Raw genomic sequence first — 19,712 nt, 5'->3', positions numbered from 1 at the left:
GAAGTAATGGAAAGTACAGAAAAGAAAGAAGCGTTAATGCGAATAAAAGCAGCTTCGAAAAATGAATTGTATCGAAAGTTATTTGACCAATATGGTACAGATTATTATTACGTTGTCGATGAAAGTGTAAAACGAAATATCCCGTTTTTTTGGAAAAAGAATTATGAAATGTTAGTTGCTTTTCCAGAGGATAAACAAGAAGAAGTGAATGAAGGCACAGCTCAATTTCATGAACAACTAATGGATGTTGTAAATGATTCTTCAGAACAAATTGTGAAGGCGAACGGAATTCAATCGGTACTGCACAATTTAGAAAACGTGACGACTTCTATGTCATATGCGGCGATGCAAACAGGAAATAGTGAAGAATGGACAAGAAAGAAAGAGAAACTATTAAAGCTGTTTGAAAAAGGTATCGTCGTTGTGAAACAGACGGAAGAAACGAAAGTAACGGAAAAGCAAAAAACTGTGAAAAAAGTCGTTCCCGTTAAGAAAGAAGAAGTTGTTGTAAAGAAAGAAAAGCAAGAATCTGTACCTTTTATTATTCAAAAAGTAATTCGCATGCTAGAGCAAAACGATGTAGAACAATATTTCATTCATGCATATGCTGAAAAGTTAAAAGTGAAGTTTGAGAATGCGACGATGATTACAGAAGAAGAAGTGATCGGATACATATTGGAAGATATGAGATCTCATTTCAATACGGAAAACGTTTTTGAAAAAGAAGTGCAAACAATTGCATTAATCGGTCCAACTGGAGTTGGAAAAACGACGACACTTGCGAAAATGGCATGGCAGTTTCACGGTAAGAAAAAAACGGTCGGTTTTATTACGACAGACCATTCACGCATTGGAACAGTACAGCAACTGCAAGATTACGTCAAGACAATTGGATTTGAAGTAATCGCGGTACGTGATGAAGCTGCAATGACAAGGGCGCTTACGTATTTTAAAGAAGAAGCGCGCGTCGATTATATTTTAATTGATACAGCCGGAAAAAATTATCGTGCGTCAGAAACAGTGGAAGAAATGATTGAAACGATGGGACAAGTAGAGCCAGATTATATTTGCTTAACGTTATCAGCTTCGATGAAAAGTAAAGATATGATTGAAATCATTACGAATTTTAAAGATATTCATATTGATGGTATCGTATTTACGAAATTTGATGAAACAGCAAGTAGTGGTGAATTATTAAAAATTCCAGCAGTATCATCAGCTCCAATTGTATTAATGACAGACGGACAAGACGTGAAGCAACATATACATATCGCTACAGCTGAACATTTAGCGAAACAAATGTTGCAAACATCATAGAAAAGAGGTGAAGGATAAGGCAACTGCCTTATTCAAACGAGTATGAACGGTCTTTATATAGGTTCTATGGGTATGATGAATTACATGCAGCGCATTAATGTTCATTCGAATAACGTTGCAAATGCTCAAACGACAGGATTTAAAGCAGAAAATATGACTTCTAAAGTATTTGATGTACAAGACACATATCGCCGCGGAGATGGAGCTGTGACAAATATCGGTTCGGTCGATTACGCTGTAGTACCAGCCGCAACGCATGTGAACTTAGTACAAGGAAATATACAAATGACAAATAGTGATACAGATTTCTTTTTAGATGATGGAACTGCTGGCACAGCTTCGTTTTTTGTTACATCTAAAAATAATGAAACGTTTTTAACAAGAGACGGTAGTTTTACATTAAATAGTGATCGTTATTTACAAACATCTTCAGGCGCTTTCGTAATGGGAGAGAATAATGAACGTATTCGTATTCCAGAAGGAGCAAAAGTAGCTGTACAAGCAGACGGTACGTTATATGATGCAGTAACACAAAATAATATTGCCCGCCTGCAAACAAAAACAGTAGGTGCAGAAGCGAATAATCGTCTCGTACAAAGGGAGAACAAAAGCTTTACACTAGCAGAAGGAAACATTGCTGATTTACCGAATGGAGCAGGGACAGTAAAAAATCATATGCTAGAAAATTCAAATGTAGATATGACGAAAGAGATGGCTGATCTTATGACAGATCAAAAAATGATTTCAGCGTCACAACGCGTTATGACTTCATTTGATAAAATTTATGAAAAAGAAGCAAATGAAATATTGAGATAAGAGACTTCCCTGAGTGGAAGTCTTTTTTTATTATTGCTTTTATTACAGTTACATCATAAAATGATAATGATTATCAATATCATTTTATCTATTTTCATAAGAATGGAATCTCATAATGATAGCAACATTTGTTTAACGAAGTGAATTAAAAACAAGGGGATGGTGTGTATATGTCTACAAAAAATCAACTTTGCATTGGATTATGTTTAATTTCGAGAAAGAAAGAGGAAGAGTGTATATTTGATTCGGGAATTGATGAACAAGTAGAGTTAGCGAAACGAGCAGAAAAATCGAAGTTAGATTTTGTTTTTAAAGCAGATTATTTAGTGGCGCACCCAGATTTAATTGCTCGTAATAAGGGAAATGTCATTTTAGATCCGACGTTATTGTTTACTGCTATTGCTTATGCAACAGAAAAAATTGGAGTCGTTACGACTGCTTCAACGTCGTTTTATCCACCATATATATTAGCGAGGCAATTACAGTCTTTACACTGGATTAGCAACGGCCGAGTTGGTTGGAATATTGTTACATCCATTGACGGCGCTGAAAACTTTGGAGAGGAAGGAATGCCACCATCTGAGGAACGATACGCGAAAGCGGCAGAATGTACAGCGTTAGTAAGAAAACTTTGGGGAAGTCACCCTAATGAAGTTTTGAAAGTAGATAATCCTGATGTTATTAGAGAGATGGTAAAGCCCATTGAGCATAATGGCGAATATTTTGAGGTGAAAGGTCCACTTAATATTCCGCAGCACATTTCAGGAGAAATGCCATTATTCCAAGCTGGTGCTTCAGAGTCAGGCCGGAATTTCGCCGCTTCTGTTGCGGATGCAATTTTTGCTGCAACGCCAGATGTAGAGTCAGGAATGGAACTGCGTCAAGATTTAAGAAGAAGAGCGGAACAGCATGGCCGAAAGCAAGATGATATACGTGTATTACCTGGATTATATTTCTTTATCGGTGATACATATGAAGAAGCGTTAGACATGCATAGGCAAGCACATCAACATCTCACAAAAGAGAAGAGATACTCGTTACTCGAAATGGTTCTCGGGCTAGATGCGAGAGGGATTCCCCTAGATAGTAAGATTACGGAAGAGATGTTGCCAAGCCGTGATCAAACTGTTCGCAGTAAAACACACGCTGAATTATTACGGAGCTACATTATTAAAAATGAACCAACTGTTGAACAAATACTAGAACGACCAGAAGTTGTTGGCTCAGCTCATTGGGTTGCGGTTGGTACAGCGCAAGACGTTGCGAAACAAATTATGGATAGGTTTGAGGCCGGAGCGTTAGATGGATTTATCGCCATTCCAGGAGGACCTCCAAAGTCACTAGATCTATTCTTTAGTGAAGTTATTCCTCTATTCGTGAAAGCTGGTGTATTTAGGGAAGAGTATACAGGTTCTACTTTACGGGAGCATTTGGAGGAGAATCTATCAAATACGTTGCAACTAAAATAAGTGAAATAGTATGTAGAAAAAGCCTTCTGATGAAAGGCTTTTTATTTTTGGGTTAAATTTCAGAATTATCAATTGACTTTGCGGGTCTGTTTTTTTATATTAGTAGGTATACTAATAACTACTAATATAAATACATCGTTTTGAGATGAGAGTTATATAGAATGTGAGGGATTGCTGATGGATGAAATAATAAAGGAATTACAAAAGTTAGGTTTTTCCCAATATGAATGTAAAGCGTATATTGGACTATTAAAACATTCCCCAGTAACCGGGTATGAAGTGAGTAAGCAAACAGGGGTACCGCGTTCGATGATTTATGAAGTACTCGGTAAATTGATGGATAAAGGAGCGGTGCATATCGTTCCTACTGAACCAGTGAAATATGTACCAGTACCAGCTACGGAGTTAATGGATCGAATGCGAAAAGATTTTGAAAAGTCCTTTGAATTTTTAGACCGAAAATTAAATTGTTTAGAACAAGAGCGACAAATAGATGTAATTTCGCATATTCGCTCAAATGATCGTGTTGTAAAAGAAATATGCAATATAATTAATAGGGCGAAGGAAGAGCTATGGATTTCTGTTTGGGAAGATCAAGTGCATGAAATTGAGCCATATATTCGTCAAAAGGAAGAGGAAGGTGTACATATATTTTCAATCTTATTTGGCGCTCCAAATACAAAAATAGGCGCGACGTTTCACCATAATTATATGACGCCCCACGTTGTTGAAAAGAGAATGGGTGGTCATTTAACTGTTATTGCTCGTGATGGAGAGGAAGTATTAATTGCGAACTTCTCAAATGATAGCACTTCATGGGCCGTTACAACGTATGACCCAGCACTAGTTCTCGTTGCTACAGAGTATGTGCGGCACGATATTATGGTCGAAGAAATTACGAAGGAGTTTGGGGCTGATAAGTTAGATACGTTGTGGCGTGAAAATATAGATTTAGTTCATGTCGTAACAGGAAAACGAACGATGGAAAGAATGGAGGATGATACGGATGAGTAAAGCTCAGGCCCATGTAGCTTTGCAGAGCGATGATACATTTCAGCAAGGAGTAAAAGATTGTTTACCAACTGTATTTGGTTATTTGAGCATCGGTATAGCAGCTGGTGTAATTGCAAAAACAGCAGGTTTCTCCATCATTGAAATTGCATTTATGTCCACTTTAATTTATGCAGGTTCTGCCCAATTTATATTAGCTGGTATGTATGCAGCCGGTGCTCCTGCTTCAGCAATCATTTTCACCGTCTTTTTTGTTAATTTACGCCACCTTCTAATGAGTGCTGCCCTTGCACCATACTTTACGAAACTTCCTCTATTAAAAAATGTAATTATCGGTTCTCAAATTACAGATGAAACGTTCGGCGTGGCAGTACAGCATGCAGCGCAAAAAGGATATGTAGGCGACAGGTGGATGATGGGCTTAAATGTAACAGCATATTTAAATTGGATTCTTGCTACTATTATTGGCGGGCTGTTTGGTGAGTGGATACCAGATCCACATACGTACGGGATGGATTATGCATTACCAGCAATGTTTATCGGATTATTTGTCCTTCAGCTCATAAGTAGTAAACCGAAACTAGCAATTCATCTTACTGTTGCAATTGTAGCGATTATGATTGCATACGTTTCACACTTATTTATGCCAGATAGTATAGCAGTTATTATCGCAACATTACTAGCTGCGACGATTGGAGTTGTGATTGAAAAATGGAAATGAGATTAGACGTACTATTACTTTTACTAGCAGCTGGAGCTGTCACACTCGTGCCACGTATTTTACCTCTACTCGTATTTAGCAAACTACAAATTCCAGACTGGGGTTTAAAATGGTTAAATTACATACCAATTGCGATATTAGCAGCACTTTTAGCTCAAGTATTATTTATGCATGAGACGATGCAGTGGGATTACCTTATCGCAGCAATCCCAACATTTCTTGTAGCGATATATACTCGTAGTTTATTAGGAACAGTATTAACGGGAGTGATTGTGATTATTTTGTTACGTTTCTTTTTCTAAAAAGGATTACGCTCATATAATAGCGAAAGGTGTAATAACATGAAAGATATAGGGGTGGTGTTATGATACTTTTAACGATAGGAGCAATTTTGTTAACGTTGTTTATTTTATTTATTATCGGCTTCGTCACGTTTATGATGTTTGTTGATAAGGCGACACCTCAAATATATTATACACCTTGTGAATCAGTGACAGTGAAAGCTAAAGGTAAACATAGAAGGAAGAAAAGTTGAAAGTTGGCTTTTCTTCCTTCTGTTTTATCTGATTTTTCTGTATAATTTAAGTTAGTTATCCAACTAACTTAAAAGGAGGTTGTAGAAGTGGCAAAACCGAACGTTGTTAATAAAGAGAAGTTACTAGAAGCAGCAAAAGCAATTATTGCAGAGAACGGGATGGAAAAGTTGACATTAAAAGCAGTTGCAGAAAGTGCTCAAGTTACACAAGGTACCGTATATTATCATTTTAAAACGAAGGATCAATTATTACTTGAAGTAACTGAATCGTTTTGTAAAGCGTCATGGGGACAAATAGGAAAAGATGTACAGTTAGAGAAGGCTTTACAGTCTGCGGAAAGTAGATGTGTGAAAGATTCAATGTATCATCATTTGTTCTTTCAATTAGTAGCTAGTGGATTACAAAATGGTGCGATGAAAGATAAAATTGGTGGATTGTTACATTATGAAAATCAAAAATTAAAAGGAGTGTTAAATAAAAAAATAGGAGATACAATGACATCTCAAATTTCAACTGAAACATTGAGCGTTTTATGTAATGCATTAATTGACGGGTTGGCATTGCAAGCATTATTCAATCCATCTTTTTCTACAGACAAAGTATATGGTGATTTATATATGCTCTTGGAAAAGTTTACAGTGCTAAAAAATGGAGGTAATGTCAGTGAATAACAGATTTTGGCTCACTATATTATTTTCGATTGGTATATGGTTTTTTGCCTCAGCATTCTTCATTATTTTCGGTTCTTCCGTTTTATTAGAATACACTTCAAGTAGATTTTTTCTACAATTGACGTTTCTTGAATTAGGAACAGCTATAGCCTTATACTTTGTAATGTGGTTATACAAAAAACTAGATACTACGAAATATGCAGTTATTAAGTTAGGTATATGCGGTACAGCAATCGGTTTAATTTTAGATACTTACATCTTATATAATTCTTCTAATCTATTCTCACAATTCTCTTCACAGCAAATCATATCATTTACCATTTGGATGGTTATTGCCTATGCATTATATTTAACAATCCCTTTCATCATGGAACGAAAAAAATTGTTGTAAAGAGGTATGTTATCCTCTTTACAACAATTACATCCCCGAAAGCACTAACAACAATAACCCAAATAGAAAACTAATAAAAGAAAGAAAACCGATACATATTGAGAACACACGATTGTTTCTCCATTCGCGACAGAAAACGATACAACCTAAAATACAAAGAAAAAACCAAATGGGCAGGAATATGAATTCACTAACTTTCTCAGGAAGTAACGTATAAAAAGTTGTTACATATAAGATCCAATTTGTAAAAAATAAAATGCAGACGATAATAGATTGTAAGTGGGGGCGTTTGAAAAACTCCCCTTTTTTTACGGTTATAAAAATGATAGTTAGCGCTAATATAAAGGCGATGAGTATGAAACTGAGTAAGAGTAATATAAGCGTCATTTAGATCTCCTTTATAAGATTGTTCTTGCAAGAAATGAATCTATTATATTGTATGCCTGCTTTGTAGAGTTCTCGCTATATTTTTCGGAGTACGGATTTAGAAATCCATGTTCACCGTGTAGTTGTTTTATTTCTAATAAAGGATTCTTTTGTCGCTGCAATGTTTGGATTAAAGAGGATACTGAAAAACTAGATTCTTTTTCAGGGAATATAAGTAATGTAGCGCATGTAGGTTTTATGTGAACATAGTCGCGTATACGAGAACCGTAACATCCGATAATAAAATCTATTTTCGGATTGTTACTACATAGCCATGAGATGGTAGCTCCAACGCTAAAGCCGATAAGTCCAATATGTGTATAATTACTTGAAAGAGTATTGATGAATTCTTCAATTTGGTATTTCCCATCATCAAATCCAACATGATTTACAAAATGTTCATATGCTTTTTCTTCATCACTATAATGAAATGCGTGTTGTGATTGTAGAAGATTAGGACAGAATACATCTATTTGAGATGAAGTGAAGTGGTGGGTAACGTGATGCATATGGTCGTTCACACCATATATTTCATGAACAGCAACGAGAGCTAATTTTTTCTTCATAGTTATAAAGTACCTCTATGAAACTTAAATTCTTTTTCAACAAGGCAGATACGCAGGTGGAAGTTTTCATACCATTGCTCAAGACCTCTTTTTTTCGCTTCTTTATGTAAGGCGTTCTGTTTCCAATTTTCAATTGCCGCAAGAGATTCCCAATAAGAAATTGTGATTCCAAGTCCTGAATGATCTCGCGCACTTTCTACACCTAGAAATCCAGGTTGCTGCTTTGCAAGTTCCTCCATTTTGTCGGCAACGTTACTATAATCTGTTGTATTATTTGATAAATTAGAAGTGAATATAACTGCATAATAAGACTTGTTTTTTTCTAAATTAGATGCCATTATTTTTCCCCCTTAATGTATAGTGTGAATGATTAATCCATAGTTTGTATTTTAGCAGGTCACAAAAAGAAAAGAAGTAGAAAATTCTTATTTTTTTAGCTCCTGTAAAAGAGAAGATACAAGAAATTTATAATAAGCAATCTAAAGGAAGAAAAATGCCACTTCAAAATCGAAGTGGCATTTTTTATATTTCCTCTAAGCTATTAACTGGAACAGTTAATTCGCGTCCTGGATTTTTTACTTCATATATGCGGGCGGTTTCGTTGTTTTCATCGACGTGTTGAATTGTAACAGGCATGCCTTGAAAACTGACATTCGCTTGTTCTGATGACATAGAAAGCTCTTTTGCACGTTGAATATTCATTTATATTCCTCCCATCATTATTATCTTTGCTGAAAAAGAGGAATAATATACCATTTCGAGACATTCTTAAAGTTTTTGTATTATTTGTAATGTTTCTTTAATAAATGAAGAGAAGATGGAATCAGGATAGCTATCTATCGCTTGAACTGCTTCTTTTGCTTCTTTGAGTGCAGCTGTTTTATCTTGAAGTTCTATATAGCAAAGAGCACGATAAGATCCAGCTGTTAATAACCACGATTGATCAAGTGGATGACTCATATAATCTGGTATAGTAGCGTGTTTTAATGTTTCCAAAGCGTCCTTATAACGTTTTAAGCCATACAAAGATTTTCCTTTTTCAAGATAATACAGTCCATCGTCTTGAAAAATTGGTACATCTTTTAGTTTTTCTCGGAATTGTTCTAAATGTTCTAATGCAATTGTATATTCATTCGTAACGGTGTTATAGTAATAAGCTTTTAATATATGTATATTTGCAGCGGATAAAGTATCTTCTGTAAAAATGGCAAATTGCTCAGATTTTTTTATGTAATATAAATATCTTTCTTTATCAGTTGTAATGATTTTTTGATAAGATAAAATACGGTAAAATTCATCTGTTTTATAATACACTTGGTGTTTTTTTGAAAATGCAAGTGCATCTAAAATGACTTTTTCACATTTTTCATAATTACCATATGCGAGTAAAATAATTGCTTCTTTTAAATATAATTGTATATGTGTAATAAGATCCATTTCTAAATTCTTCGTTTTATATTCATCGCGAATTTTGGTAATCAACTGTAAACATTCTTTATATTTTTTCCGTTTGTAGAGCATATAGTAAAACAGTAGTTTCGTTTCAGTGCTTTCTCGATATAAAGTATATTTTTCAAATATAGAAACAGCGGTTTCAACGTAAGATTCAATATTATAATCGTTCATAATAGCTGCTCCTGTTAGGAATTGTTTATATAAACGAGCCGTATTTATAGTAGAAGGTAGCTCTTTTTGAACAATCGGTAGTAGAGTTTCATATACTTCATCACATTTATTTTCCTTTATGAGTTGCTCCATTTTTGTAATGAGTTCTACAATTTCATCATCGTCTTCCTCTAATAAAAAGCTCGTTTCACATTCAAGTTTTTCAGCAATATATTGTAATGTTTTCATGGAAGGTGTAGCTTTTCCATTTTCAATTTGACTAAGCATACTTTTTGTCAGTTCCGAACCTGCCAGCTCTGTTTGTGTAAGTTTTTTTTCTTTTCGTAATGCCTTAATTTTTTCGCCGAGAGTTGCCATATTATTGCTCCTTTATCATTAAAAAGTTAAATTGTATTTAACTTTTTGTTGTAAAAATTGGAAAGTTGATTATATAATAAGTTTAACACAATTTAACTTTTAAGGGGAGAGAGTCATTATGGGAGATATAAGTATAGGACAACATGATGCAAGAATGAAAGTTGCAACGAGAAATATTATTTTAATGATGATTGGAAAAATGACGTCCTTGTTAGGGGCGGGTATTTATACGTTTGCCATGGGATTATACGTATTAAAGACAACTGGTTCAGGGATGGGGTTTGCTATTACGCTTGTTTGTGGATCACTTCCAAGGATGATTTGTGGTCCGATTGCGGGTGCTGTAGCTGATCGTGTGAATCGAAAATGGCTTGTCATTGGCACTGATTTATTAAGTAGTTTAACGATGCTTATTATGTTTATTCTTGCTACTATATTTGGACCGTCACTTCTTTTTATCTATATTTCAGCGGCATTATTATCAATTTGTGCAAGTTTTTATTCTGTTGCATTAACTTCGTCTATTCCTAATTTAGTAGATGCGGGGCGTATTCAAAAAGCGAGTGCTTTAAATCAAACGGCAGCTTCTTTATCAAATATTTTAGGGCCGATTATTGGTGGAGTTGTATTTGGCTTCTTTTCAATTAAGTCGTTTTTTTTGTTAAATAGTATTACGTTCTTTTTAGCAGTTATTTTGCAATTATTTATTGTATTTGATTTATATAAAAAAGAAGTGGCTGAGAGTAAAGAGCGTTTCTTGACGAGTATAAAAGAAGGTTTTTTATATGTAAAACGCCAGCATGAAATATATGGTTTAATGAAAATAGCATTGTGGGTAAACTTTTTTGCGTGTGGGCTAACCGTTGCACTTCCATACATTATCGTCCATACATTGCATCTATCTTCAAAGCAACTCGGTACTGTAGAGGGAATGTTAGCAGTCGGGATGCTAATGGGTGCGATTGCTTTATCGGTGCGTAAAGAAGTGAATAATCCGTTTCGTTCTATTTATACTGGGCTGTTTTTGTTTGCGGGTTTAAGTTTATGTACAGTCTTCCCATTGGTAGTTACCATTTCAAAAGGGGCAAGTTTTATTTACTATATTGCTTTTATGATGTTAACGGGTATAGCAATTATGATTGTAAATATTCCGATGCAAGTACATATGCAAAAAACGACAGATCCGAGCTACTTAGGGCGTGTGTTTGGCCTACTTGAAACAATTGCTACTGCAATCGCACCACTCGGTATGATTGTATATGGATTATTATTAGATATGTTGCCAACTAGCATTGTTATGATGACGATAGGCGGAGGTTTATTGTTAGTTGTATTAGTTGGAGTAAAGCAACATATGGCGAAAAAACAAGTAGATGTATCAGCTTAAAAATAAGAAAATAATAAAAATTTGACTTATCATTATAAAAATGACCAAATTAGTATTTTAGTTTTTGAAACTCTTTTTCATGTGTGTTACAGTATAGTGAGCAGGCAAAGAAAAGGAGAAAACATCATGAAAAAATTAAGTTTTGTTATGCTTTTTCTATTAGTCGTAATGGCTGGATGCAGTAATTATGACACGTATATTGAAACAGGTATGCAATCATTGAAAAATGAAAAATATAGTGATGCGATTATGTGGTTTGAAAAAGCGGAAAAAGAGAAAACAGGAAATGAAGCGAAAGCATATAAAGAAGTCGCTCAGTTATTGGATCGTGGTGCGACAGCATTAAAAGATGGTAAGTATTTAGAAACGAAAGATATTGCAAATGAAGTGCTACAAAAGAAAAAAGACGATGCACTTGAAAAAGCTGTAACATCAAATGCAGAGGATATGCTTCAAAAAGCAAAAGATGTGGAAAAGAAAGTAAATGAAAGAGTGGCAAAACGGAGAAAAGTAGAAGAAGAAGGAATCGATAAACTCATTAAAGCTGTCGACAGTATAGATGATGTAAAAGAAAAAGAGAAGAAAGTTTCAGAAGCATTAGATAAGGCTGAAGAGGCACAAGAAAAAATTGAAGCAAAGAAAAATAAATAGAGTAATAGTTTAAAAGGCTGTCGTGTATAACGACGGCCTTTTAATTTTTTGCTGCATAAGAAGTGATGCTATGTAGTAAAAAAGAAATAATTTTAGAATTCCACCTGTCCTCATGATGAATCGTATAAATGTTACGTTGAAATTCAAATCCAGGGATGGGCATGTAGCATAGTTCATTTCGGTGTACTTCTTGTTCAATAGCGAGTTTAGAAATAAAAGCAACTCCATTACCATATTTTAAAATTTGTTTCATCGTTTCTAATGAATCTAATTCAATTTCAGATTGGAACGTAATGTTATGTTCTAACATCCATTGCGTAAGTAAATCTCTCGTTGTAGATGGGTTACGATGCAATAGTATACGTTCTTTTTCAATATCTTGTAATGATACATTTTCTTTTTTTGAGAAATGATGTTCTTTGGAGAAAGCAAGAACAAGTGTATCAGGTATTATTTTTGTTTCTTTTAAAAGTGATTCATCAAACGGTGCCGCAGAAATTACCCCGAGATCAATTTCATGATTTTGTAGCATTACTCGAATTTCAGGAGCTGTTTTTACCATAATTGTTATTTTTATATTTGGGAATTCGTATTGAAATTGGTGAATAATTTCTGGTAAAAGATAAGTCGCTGGTACATAACTAGCGCCAATTGTTATAGCACCTTTATGAAAATCTTTAAATTCTTGCGTGACCCGCCTAGCTTCTTTCATAAGTGCATCTATTTTACAAGCATAATGATGCAGTGCCTCACCAGCCTCTGTTAAGAAATATCTTCCAGAACGTAATTCAAATAAAGGCACACCGAGTTCCTCTTCTAAGCTTTTTATATGGAATGTAATAGTAGGTTGTTTAACACCAAGTTTTTCTGCAACAAGTGTAAGTTTTTTATATTTCTTAATAAGCACTACAATTTCTAATTTTAAGAGATTCATGGCAAGGTGCTCCTTTTTCTTCTAACTATAGAAAAAATCTATAGAAATAAATAGTTTATTAGAAGTTTTTTAATTTAATCTTTACAGTACATTAACATTCAGTATAAATCTTCCAGATAGAATGAAAGCAGGTTAAGAGTGAGGGGAAAGAGGTGAAACGATGGATATTAAAATTTATGGATTAGAAAAGAAGTTTGGAAAAACACAGGCGTTAAAACCGTTACAAATTGTCATGAAACAAGGTGAATTCACTACACTTTTAGGGCCTTCGGGATGCGGAAAAACGACTTTACTTAGAATGATTGCAGGACTTGAAGAGCCAGATAAAGGTGAAATATATTTTGGAGATAAGTGCATGTATTCTGGTGCGAAAAAAATAAAAACATCTCCTCATGAACGTAATATCGGTATGGTATTTCAAGATTTTGCTTTATGGCCGCATATGACAGTATTTGAAAATGTTGCATTTGGTTTAAGGGCTACAAAGCAAACGAATCAATTACGGGAAAAAGTAGAAGATGCAATAAAGCGAGTTCGCCTGCAAGGGATGGAGAAAAGGTATCCGCATGAACTCTCTGGTGGACAGCAGCAACGTGTCGCATTTGCTAGAGCGATTGTAACAAAACCGCATTTTATTTTGTTTGATGAACCGCTGAGTGCACTCGATGCAATTTTGCGAGAAGAAATGCGATTAGAGCTTATGGATATCGTTCATTCGATCGGTTTAACGGCCTTGTATGTCACGCACGATCAAACAGAAGCAATGTCAATGTCAGATCAAATTATTGTCATGAAACAAGGAGAAGTATTACAAAAAGGAACACCAGAAGACATCTATGTGAAGCCATCTCATGAATTTGTTGCAAAATTTGTTGGTAAGGCAAATTGGCTTGTAGAGGGTAAACAAATGATTCGTCCAGAGCATGTGAGCTGGACGAAAAATGAAGTGTGCGAAATGTATACAGGTGAAATTCAGCACGTTACATATGTAGGAGAACGGTATGAAATGAAAGTAAACATGGGTGCACTTGGAATATGGACAGTTTATCACAATAGTAAATTAAGGATCGGTAAACCAGTATCGTTATATGTGCCAAAAAAATGTATTCATCATATAGGGGGAGAATCGTATGAAGAAATTCAGTTCGCTTAAGTCTTTATTTGTATGTACGTTATTATTTTCTGCTGTAGTAACAGGGTGTAGTTCAAAGACAGGTAGTGCAGATGCCAAAAATAAAAATGCGAATGAAAAGAAAATTGTTGTATATAGTGCGGGGCCAAAAGGATTAGCAGAAAAAATACAAAAGGACTTTGAAAAGAAAACAGGCATAAAAGTAGAAATGTTTCAAGGAACAACAGGTAAGATTTTAGCGAGAATGGAAGCTGAAAAGAAAAATCCAGTCGTTGACGTAGTCGTACTTGCATCTTTACCAGCGATGGAAGGATTAAAAAAGGATGGGCAAACGTTAGCTTATAAAGAAGCGAAACAAGCTGATAAGCTTCGTTCTGAATGGTCGGATGATAAAGGACATTATTTTGGATATAGTGCTTCAGCATTAGGAATTGTGTATAACACAAAAAATGTGAAGACAGCGCCTGAAGATTGGAGCGATATAACAAAAGGGGAATGGAAAGGAAAAGTGAATCTTCCAGATCCAGCACTATCAGGTTCAGCATTAGACTTTGTGACAGGATATGTGAAAAAGAATGGAAAAGATGGATGGAATTTATTTGAACAGCTTAAGAAAAATGAAGTTACAGTTGCGGGGGCAAATCAAGAAGCGTTAGATCCAGTTGTAACCGGTGCAAAAGATATGGTCATTGCTGGTGTTGATTATATGACGTACAGTGCAAAAGCAAAGGGCGAACCGGTTGATATTGTCTATCCAAAAAGCGGAACAGTTATTAGCCCACGTGCAGCAGGTATTATGAAGGATAGTAAAAATGTAGAGGGTGCAAAAGAGTTTATTGATTATTTATTATCAGATGATGTGCAAAAACAAGTTTCTAAAGCGTATTTATTACCAGGCAGAACAGATATAAAAGCTGAAAATAGACCAAATGTAGAAGAGATTCCGGTATTAAATATTGATTGGAAAACAGTTGAGAAAGAACAAGATGAAATAGGAAAACAATTTAAGAAAGTATTTCAATAAGATGGTGATTACATGGTAAATCGATTTGTATCAGTAAGACAAGTTGGAATGACGGTAGCGTTGTTACTTGTGGCGATGTTAATCGTCATTCCGCTTTTCCTCATTTTATTTTCTAGCGTATATGAAAATAGTAGTTGGAATTTTTTAAAGCCTTTTGAAGTGATGCAGAGTGGTGGATTAGCCGGGATTTTTCTAAACTCGATGCTTCTAGGTGTACTCGTAGTAATAGGAGCAACCGTATTTGCATTTCCATTGGCGTTTATTATGAGCAAAACAGATGTTGGAAAGTATAGTAAATTGGATATTATTTTTATGATTCCATTTATGACACCGCCATATATTGGATCGATGGGCTGGATTTTGTTCATGCAGCCGAACGGCTATTTCGAACAGTTTTTCCCGATGCTAAAGACGATTTCATCTTCATTTTTTAGTTTAGGAGGTATGGTTTTAATTATGAGTCTGCATTTATTCCCATTTCTTTACTTTATGTTGAAAAACACGTTACTTCAAATTGGAAGTAGTAAAGAAGAGGCTGCAGCGGTTCATGGTGGAAACTTTTTCTATCGTTTACGAAAAATAATATTACCATTATTAGTATCAAGTTATGTAATGGGTGCTTTACTTATTTTCGTAAAGACGATTGCTGAATTTGGAACACCGGCTACATTCGGACGAAGAATAGGATTTCATGTGTTAACATCAGAGATTCATAAATTTATTTCGAGTTGGCCGATTGATTTTAGTAGTGCAACAGCATTATCTTCTTTATTACTTAGTGCGTGTATGCTCATTTGGTATATGCAAAATGTATTGAATCGAAAGTATTCATATGCAATGGTTAGTGGAAAAGGTGTGAAGTCTAAAAGGTATACTTTGTCTATATTTACACGCATTGTAGCATGGGGCTATGTAATTGGTTTATTAATCGTATCAATTGGAATCCCGTATTTTTCTATACTGATTGCTTCATTATCAAAATTAAGAGGCGGTGGCTTACATATAAACAACTTTACAACGAGCCATTATGAAGCATTGTTTACAATTGGATCTCCAGGATTAGAGGCTTTATGGAACAGTTTTCTTTTTTCACTTATAACAGCGATTATTGCTGCTACTATTGGAGTGTTTTTGGCGCTTATGATTCGAAAGGGGAAAAACTCTTCTGAAAAATGGCTTGATATGTGCGGTATGTTACCGAATATGGTACCAGGAATCGTGATGGTTGTAGGGCTTATTTTATTTTGGAATTCACCCTATATGCCCATGTCAATTTACAATACGCCAGTCATGGTTATCGTAACGTACGTTGTTCTTTTTTTACCTTATACGGTGCAATATGTAAAAGCATCGCTCGTGCAAATTGATGATTCTCTAGTACAGGCAGGAAGTATTTTTTCTGGAAATTATATTTATATTTTTAGAAAAATAATATTACCTCTTATTATCCCGGGAATTCTTGCTGGGTGGGCGATGATATTTACAATCTCGATAAGAGAGTTAGTAGCATCCCTTCTCGTACTGCCTCCATCAGTAGAAACGTCAGCAACATTTATTTTTGCTCAATTTGAACAAGGAGAAGTATCTATTGGCATGGCAATGGCTGTCGTTTCAGTTGGACTTACAACAATATGTTTATTACTTCTGCAACATATGGAGCAAAAACGAAAAGGGGTAGCATGATGAGGATAGAAGTATGGGGAGGAGCGGGAGAATACGGTCGCTCCTGCTACTTCGTAAAAAATAAAGAGACGAAAATAGTATTTGATTGTGGTATTAATCGGTCATATGAGGATAGTTATCCAAAGATAGAGAGGGAAGTTGTACCGTTTTTAGATGCAGTATTTTTATCACATATTCATGAAGATCATACGATGGGCTTACCTTTATTAGCGAAGTATGGATATAAGAAAAAAATTTGGACGACTCGTTATACGAAGGAGCAACTTCCCGCTTATTATGAAAAATGGAGAAACTATAATTTGACGCAAGGATGGAATGTACCTTATAACGACCAAAATGTTAAAGATTTAAATTATGTATATATTGATGAGATTAGTAATCCGAATGAATGGATACAGATTACACCTACATTGCGTTTTCAATGGGGGTATAGTGGGCATGTATTGGGGGCTGTTTGGTTTTTAGTGGACATGAGTCATACATATGTATTTTATTCTGGCGATTATTCAGCGGAGTCTAACATACTACGAGCTAATTTACCTGAGAAGTTGCACGGCGATATAAAAGTCGCAATCGTAGATGCCGCTTATCATACTGATGATGTTTCGCAACACGAACGAATAAACGAACTGTGTACAGAAATTGAACGAGTTGCGCAAAAGAAAGGAATAGCATTATTGCCATTGCCACCGCTTGGTAGGGCGCAAGATATCGTATTGTATTTATATGAAAAATATAAAGAACTTCCCATTATAGTAGATCAAGAAATTTTGGATGGATTTCAAGAGATGTTCGTATATAAAGATTGGATCAAAAATAATGAAGAACTTGAAGGGCTTATGGAGAGTTTAAAAAGAAACATAATCGTTATGGATCATGACTTTGGTACGCAAAATAGTTATGGAATAGTTATAATGAGTGATGCGAATATGCAAACGAAACGAGCGCAGTTATATTATGAACAACTGCGATATGAAGAACGAAATTCCATTATATTTACTGGACATATTGCTAAAGGGAGTTTTGCAGACAAAGTTTTGAAAGAATGTGTAGGTAAAGAATGTAGGGTGACGCGAGTTCCATATAAAGTTCACCAAAGTATAAGAGATGTGAAAGAGATGTTAAATACATTATTACCAGAACATACGGTGTTAGTACACGCTTTGAAAGAGGATACGGATCGATTGCAGGAAAAGCTTAGTATAGCAGGGTATGAAAATGTGTATTCACTTACTATGGAGCGTATAGAAGTCATTTAAAATGTAAAGGAGATAGGTATATGAAAAAAGTATTTGTATTCGTAAGCATTTTCTTTTGTTGTTTCCTTTATAACGTTAAGGAAGGGTTTGCTGCCAGTCCGATGACACCTAGTTTTGAAGTGAAATTATTATTAAAACCAGAACAAGTATTAGGTTATAACAAAGAGATAAATCAAGAGGTATTAGAATATTTCCAGGCTGGTACAAATTATGAAAGAATACAAGTGCAATTTTTAGATACGGCAAATAAAAATTTAAATAATGAAGGTTGGTTTGCGAGAATTCGAAAGAAAGAATTTAGTAAAGATTTTGAGCTAACATATAAAAAAAGATATCCTATTCAAAATGGTGTAATTCAAGATGCACTAGAAGTGGCTAAAAAAGATGGATTTGATAGTAAAACTGATAACTATGAGGCAGAAATAGATTGGGGATTTGAGAAGAAAACGTTAAGTATTTCAAATAAGAAAAGCTACAGTGCTAAAGGATATGGAGTACTTGATTTACCAAAAGAACGAGCTGCTCAAAATATGTTAATAGAAAAGTTGCCAGGGAAAATGAACAAATGGTTGTATACAAATTGGGGAGAAGAAATGCTCAAAAATTCTCGTATTTATGGCCCTGTATTAATGAAACGGTATACAGCTGAATTTGAAAATATTAAAACGAATATTGAAGTTTGGCCACTAAGTAATACAGGGAAAATAGAAGATGATTTCGTAATAGAAGTATCGTTTAAAACAAATGAGGAAAGTATTGCAACAAAACAAAGAGAATTATTAATGAAGAGTTTAGAACAAAAAGGATGGTTGTTACCGAAAGATAGTCTGAAGACAGAACTTATTTTTCAGTGAATAGTAAAAAGGAATCCATATTCCATGGATTCCTTTTTCTAATATATGAGTATTAAGCTAAATCAGCTGACACGAACATATCATTATTTTGAAGGTTTTTAGAGCGTAAACTATAAGCAACTACCTTCTTTTTATGTTGCTTTACAACATCAACATGCTCTTCATGACTATAAATATAAAATGTAAAATCTTTTTTGCCACGTTTTGCATTGATAATTAAAGGCGTGCCCTCATTGTGTGGTGGTGCATAATAGCGATCTAAAAATAAACCTTCGTTAAAATCATGAATAATTTTGGATTTCTGTTCGCCTTCTAAGTTATTTCCATTGATTGTAACAGTCGCATTCTCTTCTTCAAGTTGTGGATGTGTCTCGTACTTGCTAATAATGGATTCAATAACAGAGTTGGGAAGGCTAGAAACGATAATTTTAAATGCCCCAAATACAACTAACATAACAATAAACCACGTCGTCATAGTATATCATCCCCTTTTTCCTATTAAATAATATAACTCATATGGTAATAGTACATATGGTGAAGTTTTGTATAATTTGTGAAAAATATGCCATTTTTACGAACGAAATATTAGAAAAATCAATTTTGTTACAAAAAGTTGAAATCGAAGTATTTTAAAAGAAAAAGGTTTATAATAAAAATATAACTAATAACAACATTACTAATTATAAGGAAGTGTAACTATGAGTACTGTAACAATCGTATATGGTATTATTCTTTCTACAATTATTGTTTTATTTATTGTCGGGGTTTCACGTTATATTCATAAATGGAAAGAAGGCGTTGCGAAATTAAATCACATTGAAGAAGAACTTAGTGATTTAATGTTACATCATGGTAAGTAAACGTTTATTTTTTAACTAAAC

General features: G+C 34.5%; 25 protein-coding genes. 18 read left to right on the top strand and 7 right to left on the bottom strand.

Going from position 1 to position 19,712, the window contains the following annotated elements; genetic code table 11:
- Positions 1–6 precede the first annotated feature (6 nt).
- The 9 genes from flhF to FS802_RS05485 all read left to right on the top strand — a co-directional run bounded on the left by flhF (position 7) and on the right by FS802_RS05485 (position 6,932).
- Complete coding sequence (gene flhF, locus FS802_RS05525) at positions 7–1,317, top strand: flagellar biosynthesis GTPase FlhF (RefSeq protein ID WP_098822916.1); 1,311 nt, start codon at positions 7–9, stop codon at positions 1,315–1,317.
- 42 nt (positions 1,318–1,359) lie between these two features.
- Complete coding sequence (locus FS802_RS05520) at positions 1,360–2,133, top strand: flagellar basal-body rod protein FlgG (protein WP_088057796.1); 774 nt, start codon at positions 1,360–1,362, stop codon at positions 2,131–2,133.
- Between the two features lie 170 nt (positions 2,134–2,303).
- On the top strand, positions 2,304–3,602 hold the full coding sequence (locus FS802_RS05515) for an NtaA/DmoA family FMN-dependent monooxygenase (RefSeq protein ID WP_098720560.1): 1,299 nt from the start codon (positions 2,304–2,306) through the stop codon (positions 3,600–3,602).
- A 177-nt stretch (positions 3,603–3,779) separates the two neighbouring features.
- The gene (locus FS802_RS05510) at positions 3,780–4,616 is read left to right on the top strand and encodes a TrmB family transcriptional regulator (RefSeq protein WP_098116670.1); all 837 of its coding nucleotides are present in this window, start codon (positions 3,780–3,782) and stop codon (positions 4,614–4,616) included.
- Positions 4,609–5,334 (top strand): AzlC family ABC transporter permease, encoded by a 726-nt coding sequence (locus tag FS802_RS05505; protein WP_000030495.1) that lies wholly within the window; start codon positions 4,609–4,611, stop codon positions 5,332–5,334. Before FS802_RS05510 ends, FS802_RS05505 begins: the two co-directional genes overlap by 8 nt.
- Positions 5,325–5,636, top strand: coding sequence for an AzlD domain-containing protein (locus FS802_RS05500; protein ID WP_000425942.1), 312 nt, complete (start codon positions 5,325–5,327; stop codon positions 5,634–5,636). Before FS802_RS05505 ends, FS802_RS05500 begins: the two co-directional genes overlap by 10 nt.
- Before the next feature lie 62 nt (positions 5,637–5,698).
- Entirely contained in the window at positions 5,699–5,869 is a 171-nt protein-coding gene (locus FS802_RS05495) for a DUF3951 domain-containing protein (protein WP_000602248.1), read from the top strand.
- Between the two features lie 87 nt (positions 5,870–5,956).
- Complete coding sequence (locus FS802_RS05490; RefSeq protein WP_098116671.1) at positions 5,957–6,541, top strand: TetR/AcrR family transcriptional regulator; 585 nt, start codon at positions 5,957–5,959, stop codon at positions 6,539–6,541.
- Complete coding sequence (locus tag FS802_RS05485) at positions 6,534–6,932, top strand: DUF5367 family protein (RefSeq protein ID WP_141521304.1); 399 nt, start codon at positions 6,534–6,536, stop codon at positions 6,930–6,932. The genes FS802_RS05490 and FS802_RS05485 overlap by 8 nt, the downstream gene beginning before the upstream one ends.
- Before the next feature lie 27 nt (positions 6,933–6,959).
- Here the strand turns inward: FS802_RS05485 and FS802_RS05480 are convergent, their stop codons facing one another.
- From FS802_RS05480 to FS802_RS05460, 5 genes are all read right to left on the bottom strand, one after another.
- Positions 6,960–7,319, bottom strand: a complete 360-nt coding sequence (locus FS802_RS05480) for a hypothetical protein (RefSeq protein ID WP_098116672.1) — start codon at positions 7,317–7,319, stop codon at positions 6,960–6,962.
- 11 nt (positions 7,320–7,330) lie between these two features.
- Positions 7,331–7,924 (bottom strand): dienelactone hydrolase family protein, encoded by a 594-nt coding sequence (locus FS802_RS05475; protein ID WP_098116673.1) that lies wholly within the window; start codon positions 7,922–7,924, stop codon positions 7,331–7,333.
- A 2-nt stretch (positions 7,925–7,926) separates the two neighbouring features.
- Positions 7,927–8,262: an antibiotic biosynthesis monooxygenase family protein gene (locus FS802_RS05470; RefSeq protein ID WP_088107009.1), complete on the bottom strand. Its 336-nt coding sequence runs from the start codon at positions 8,260–8,262 to the stop codon at positions 7,927–7,929.
- Positions 8,263–8,446: 184 nt separating this feature from the next.
- Positions 8,447–8,626: an H-type small acid-soluble spore protein gene (locus FS802_RS05465; protein WP_098653199.1), complete on the bottom strand. Its 180-nt coding sequence runs from the start codon at positions 8,624–8,626 to the stop codon at positions 8,447–8,449.
- Between the two features lie 66 nt (positions 8,627–8,692).
- Positions 8,693–9,907 carry a helix-turn-helix domain-containing protein gene (locus FS802_RS05460; protein WP_098653200.1) on the bottom strand — a complete coding sequence of 405 codons (1,215 nt, stop codon included), beginning with the start codon at positions 9,905–9,907 and terminating at the stop codon, positions 8,693–8,695.
- A 118-nt stretch (positions 9,908–10,025) separates the two neighbouring features.
- Here FS802_RS05460 and FS802_RS05455 point away from each other — a divergent pair, with 118 nt between their 5' ends.
- On the top strand, positions 10,026–11,294 hold the full coding sequence (locus FS802_RS05455) for an MFS transporter (RefSeq protein WP_098653201.1): 1,269 nt from the start codon (positions 10,026–10,028) through the stop codon (positions 11,292–11,294).
- Positions 11,295–11,420: 126 nt separating this feature from the next.
- Positions 11,421–11,945 (top strand): COG3014 family protein, encoded by a 525-nt coding sequence (locus FS802_RS05450; protein WP_000736447.1) that lies wholly within the window; start codon positions 11,421–11,423, stop codon positions 11,943–11,945.
- Positions 11,946–11,985: 40 nt separating this feature from the next.
- On the opposite strand, the gene FS802_RS05445 is transcribed toward FS802_RS05450, so the two are convergent.
- Complete coding sequence (locus FS802_RS05445) at positions 11,986–12,879, bottom strand: LysR family transcriptional regulator (RefSeq protein WP_098653202.1); 894 nt, start codon at positions 12,877–12,879, stop codon at positions 11,986–11,988.
- Positions 12,880–13,039: 160 nt separating this feature from the next.
- Here FS802_RS05445 and FS802_RS05440 point away from each other — a divergent pair, with 160 nt between their 5' ends.
- The 5 genes from FS802_RS05440 to FS802_RS05420 are packed head-to-tail and all read left to right on the top strand — an operon-like array spanning position 13,040 to position 18,831.
- Positions 13,040–14,032: an ABC transporter ATP-binding protein gene (locus tag FS802_RS05440; RefSeq protein ID WP_098822917.1), complete on the top strand. Its 993-nt coding sequence runs from the start codon at positions 13,040–13,042 to the stop codon at positions 14,030–14,032.
- Entirely contained in the window at positions 14,010–15,035 is a 1,026-nt protein-coding gene (locus FS802_RS05435) for an ABC transporter substrate-binding protein (RefSeq protein ID WP_000714705.1), read from the top strand. The genes FS802_RS05440 and FS802_RS05435 overlap by 23 nt, the downstream gene beginning before the upstream one ends.
- 12 nt (positions 15,036–15,047) lie before the next feature.
- Positions 15,048–16,718, top strand: coding sequence for an ABC transporter permease (locus tag FS802_RS05430; protein WP_098707263.1), 1,671 nt, complete (start codon positions 15,048–15,050; stop codon positions 16,716–16,718).
- Positions 16,715–17,977 carry an MBL fold metallo-hydrolase gene (locus tag FS802_RS05425; RefSeq protein WP_141545876.1) on the top strand — a complete coding sequence of 421 codons (1,263 nt, stop codon included), beginning with the start codon at positions 16,715–16,717 and terminating at the stop codon, positions 17,975–17,977. The genes FS802_RS05430 and FS802_RS05425 overlap by 4 nt, the downstream gene beginning before the upstream one ends.
- Before the next feature lie 20 nt (positions 17,978–17,997).
- The gene (locus tag FS802_RS05420) at positions 17,998–18,831 is read left to right on the top strand and encodes a hypothetical protein (protein ID WP_098653205.1); all 834 of its coding nucleotides are present in this window, start codon (positions 17,998–18,000) and stop codon (positions 18,829–18,831) included.
- A gap of 52 nt (positions 18,832–18,883) precedes the next feature.
- Here FS802_RS05420 and FS802_RS05415 read toward each other — a convergent pair whose 3' ends face one another.
- Positions 18,884–19,306 carry a YfmQ family protein gene (locus tag FS802_RS05415; protein ID WP_048543360.1) on the bottom strand — a complete coding sequence of 141 codons (423 nt, stop codon included), beginning with the start codon at positions 19,304–19,306 and terminating at the stop codon, positions 18,884–18,886.
- A gap of 41 nt (positions 19,307–19,347) precedes the next feature.
- Between FS802_RS05415 and FS802_RS05410 the strand changes: the two genes are divergently transcribed.
- Complete coding sequence (locus FS802_RS05410) at positions 19,348–19,464, top strand: hypothetical protein (protein WP_002011946.1); 117 nt, start codon at positions 19,348–19,350, stop codon at positions 19,462–19,464.
- Positions 19,465–19,529: 65 nt separating this feature from the next.
- Positions 19,530–19,691: a hypothetical protein gene (locus tag FS802_RS05405; protein WP_000109008.1), complete on the top strand. Its 162-nt coding sequence runs from the start codon at positions 19,530–19,532 to the stop codon at positions 19,689–19,691.
- Positions 19,692–19,712 lie beyond the last annotated feature (21 nt).

The organism is Bacillus sp. DE0042, assembly GCF_007680225.1.
GTDB classification, from domain to species: Bacteria; Bacillota; Bacilli; order Bacillales; family Bacillaceae_G; genus Bacillus_A; species Bacillus_A wiedmannii.
The sequence above is the reverse complement of the archived record's forward strand: the minus strand, read 5'-3'. Positions and strand labels throughout refer to the sequence as shown.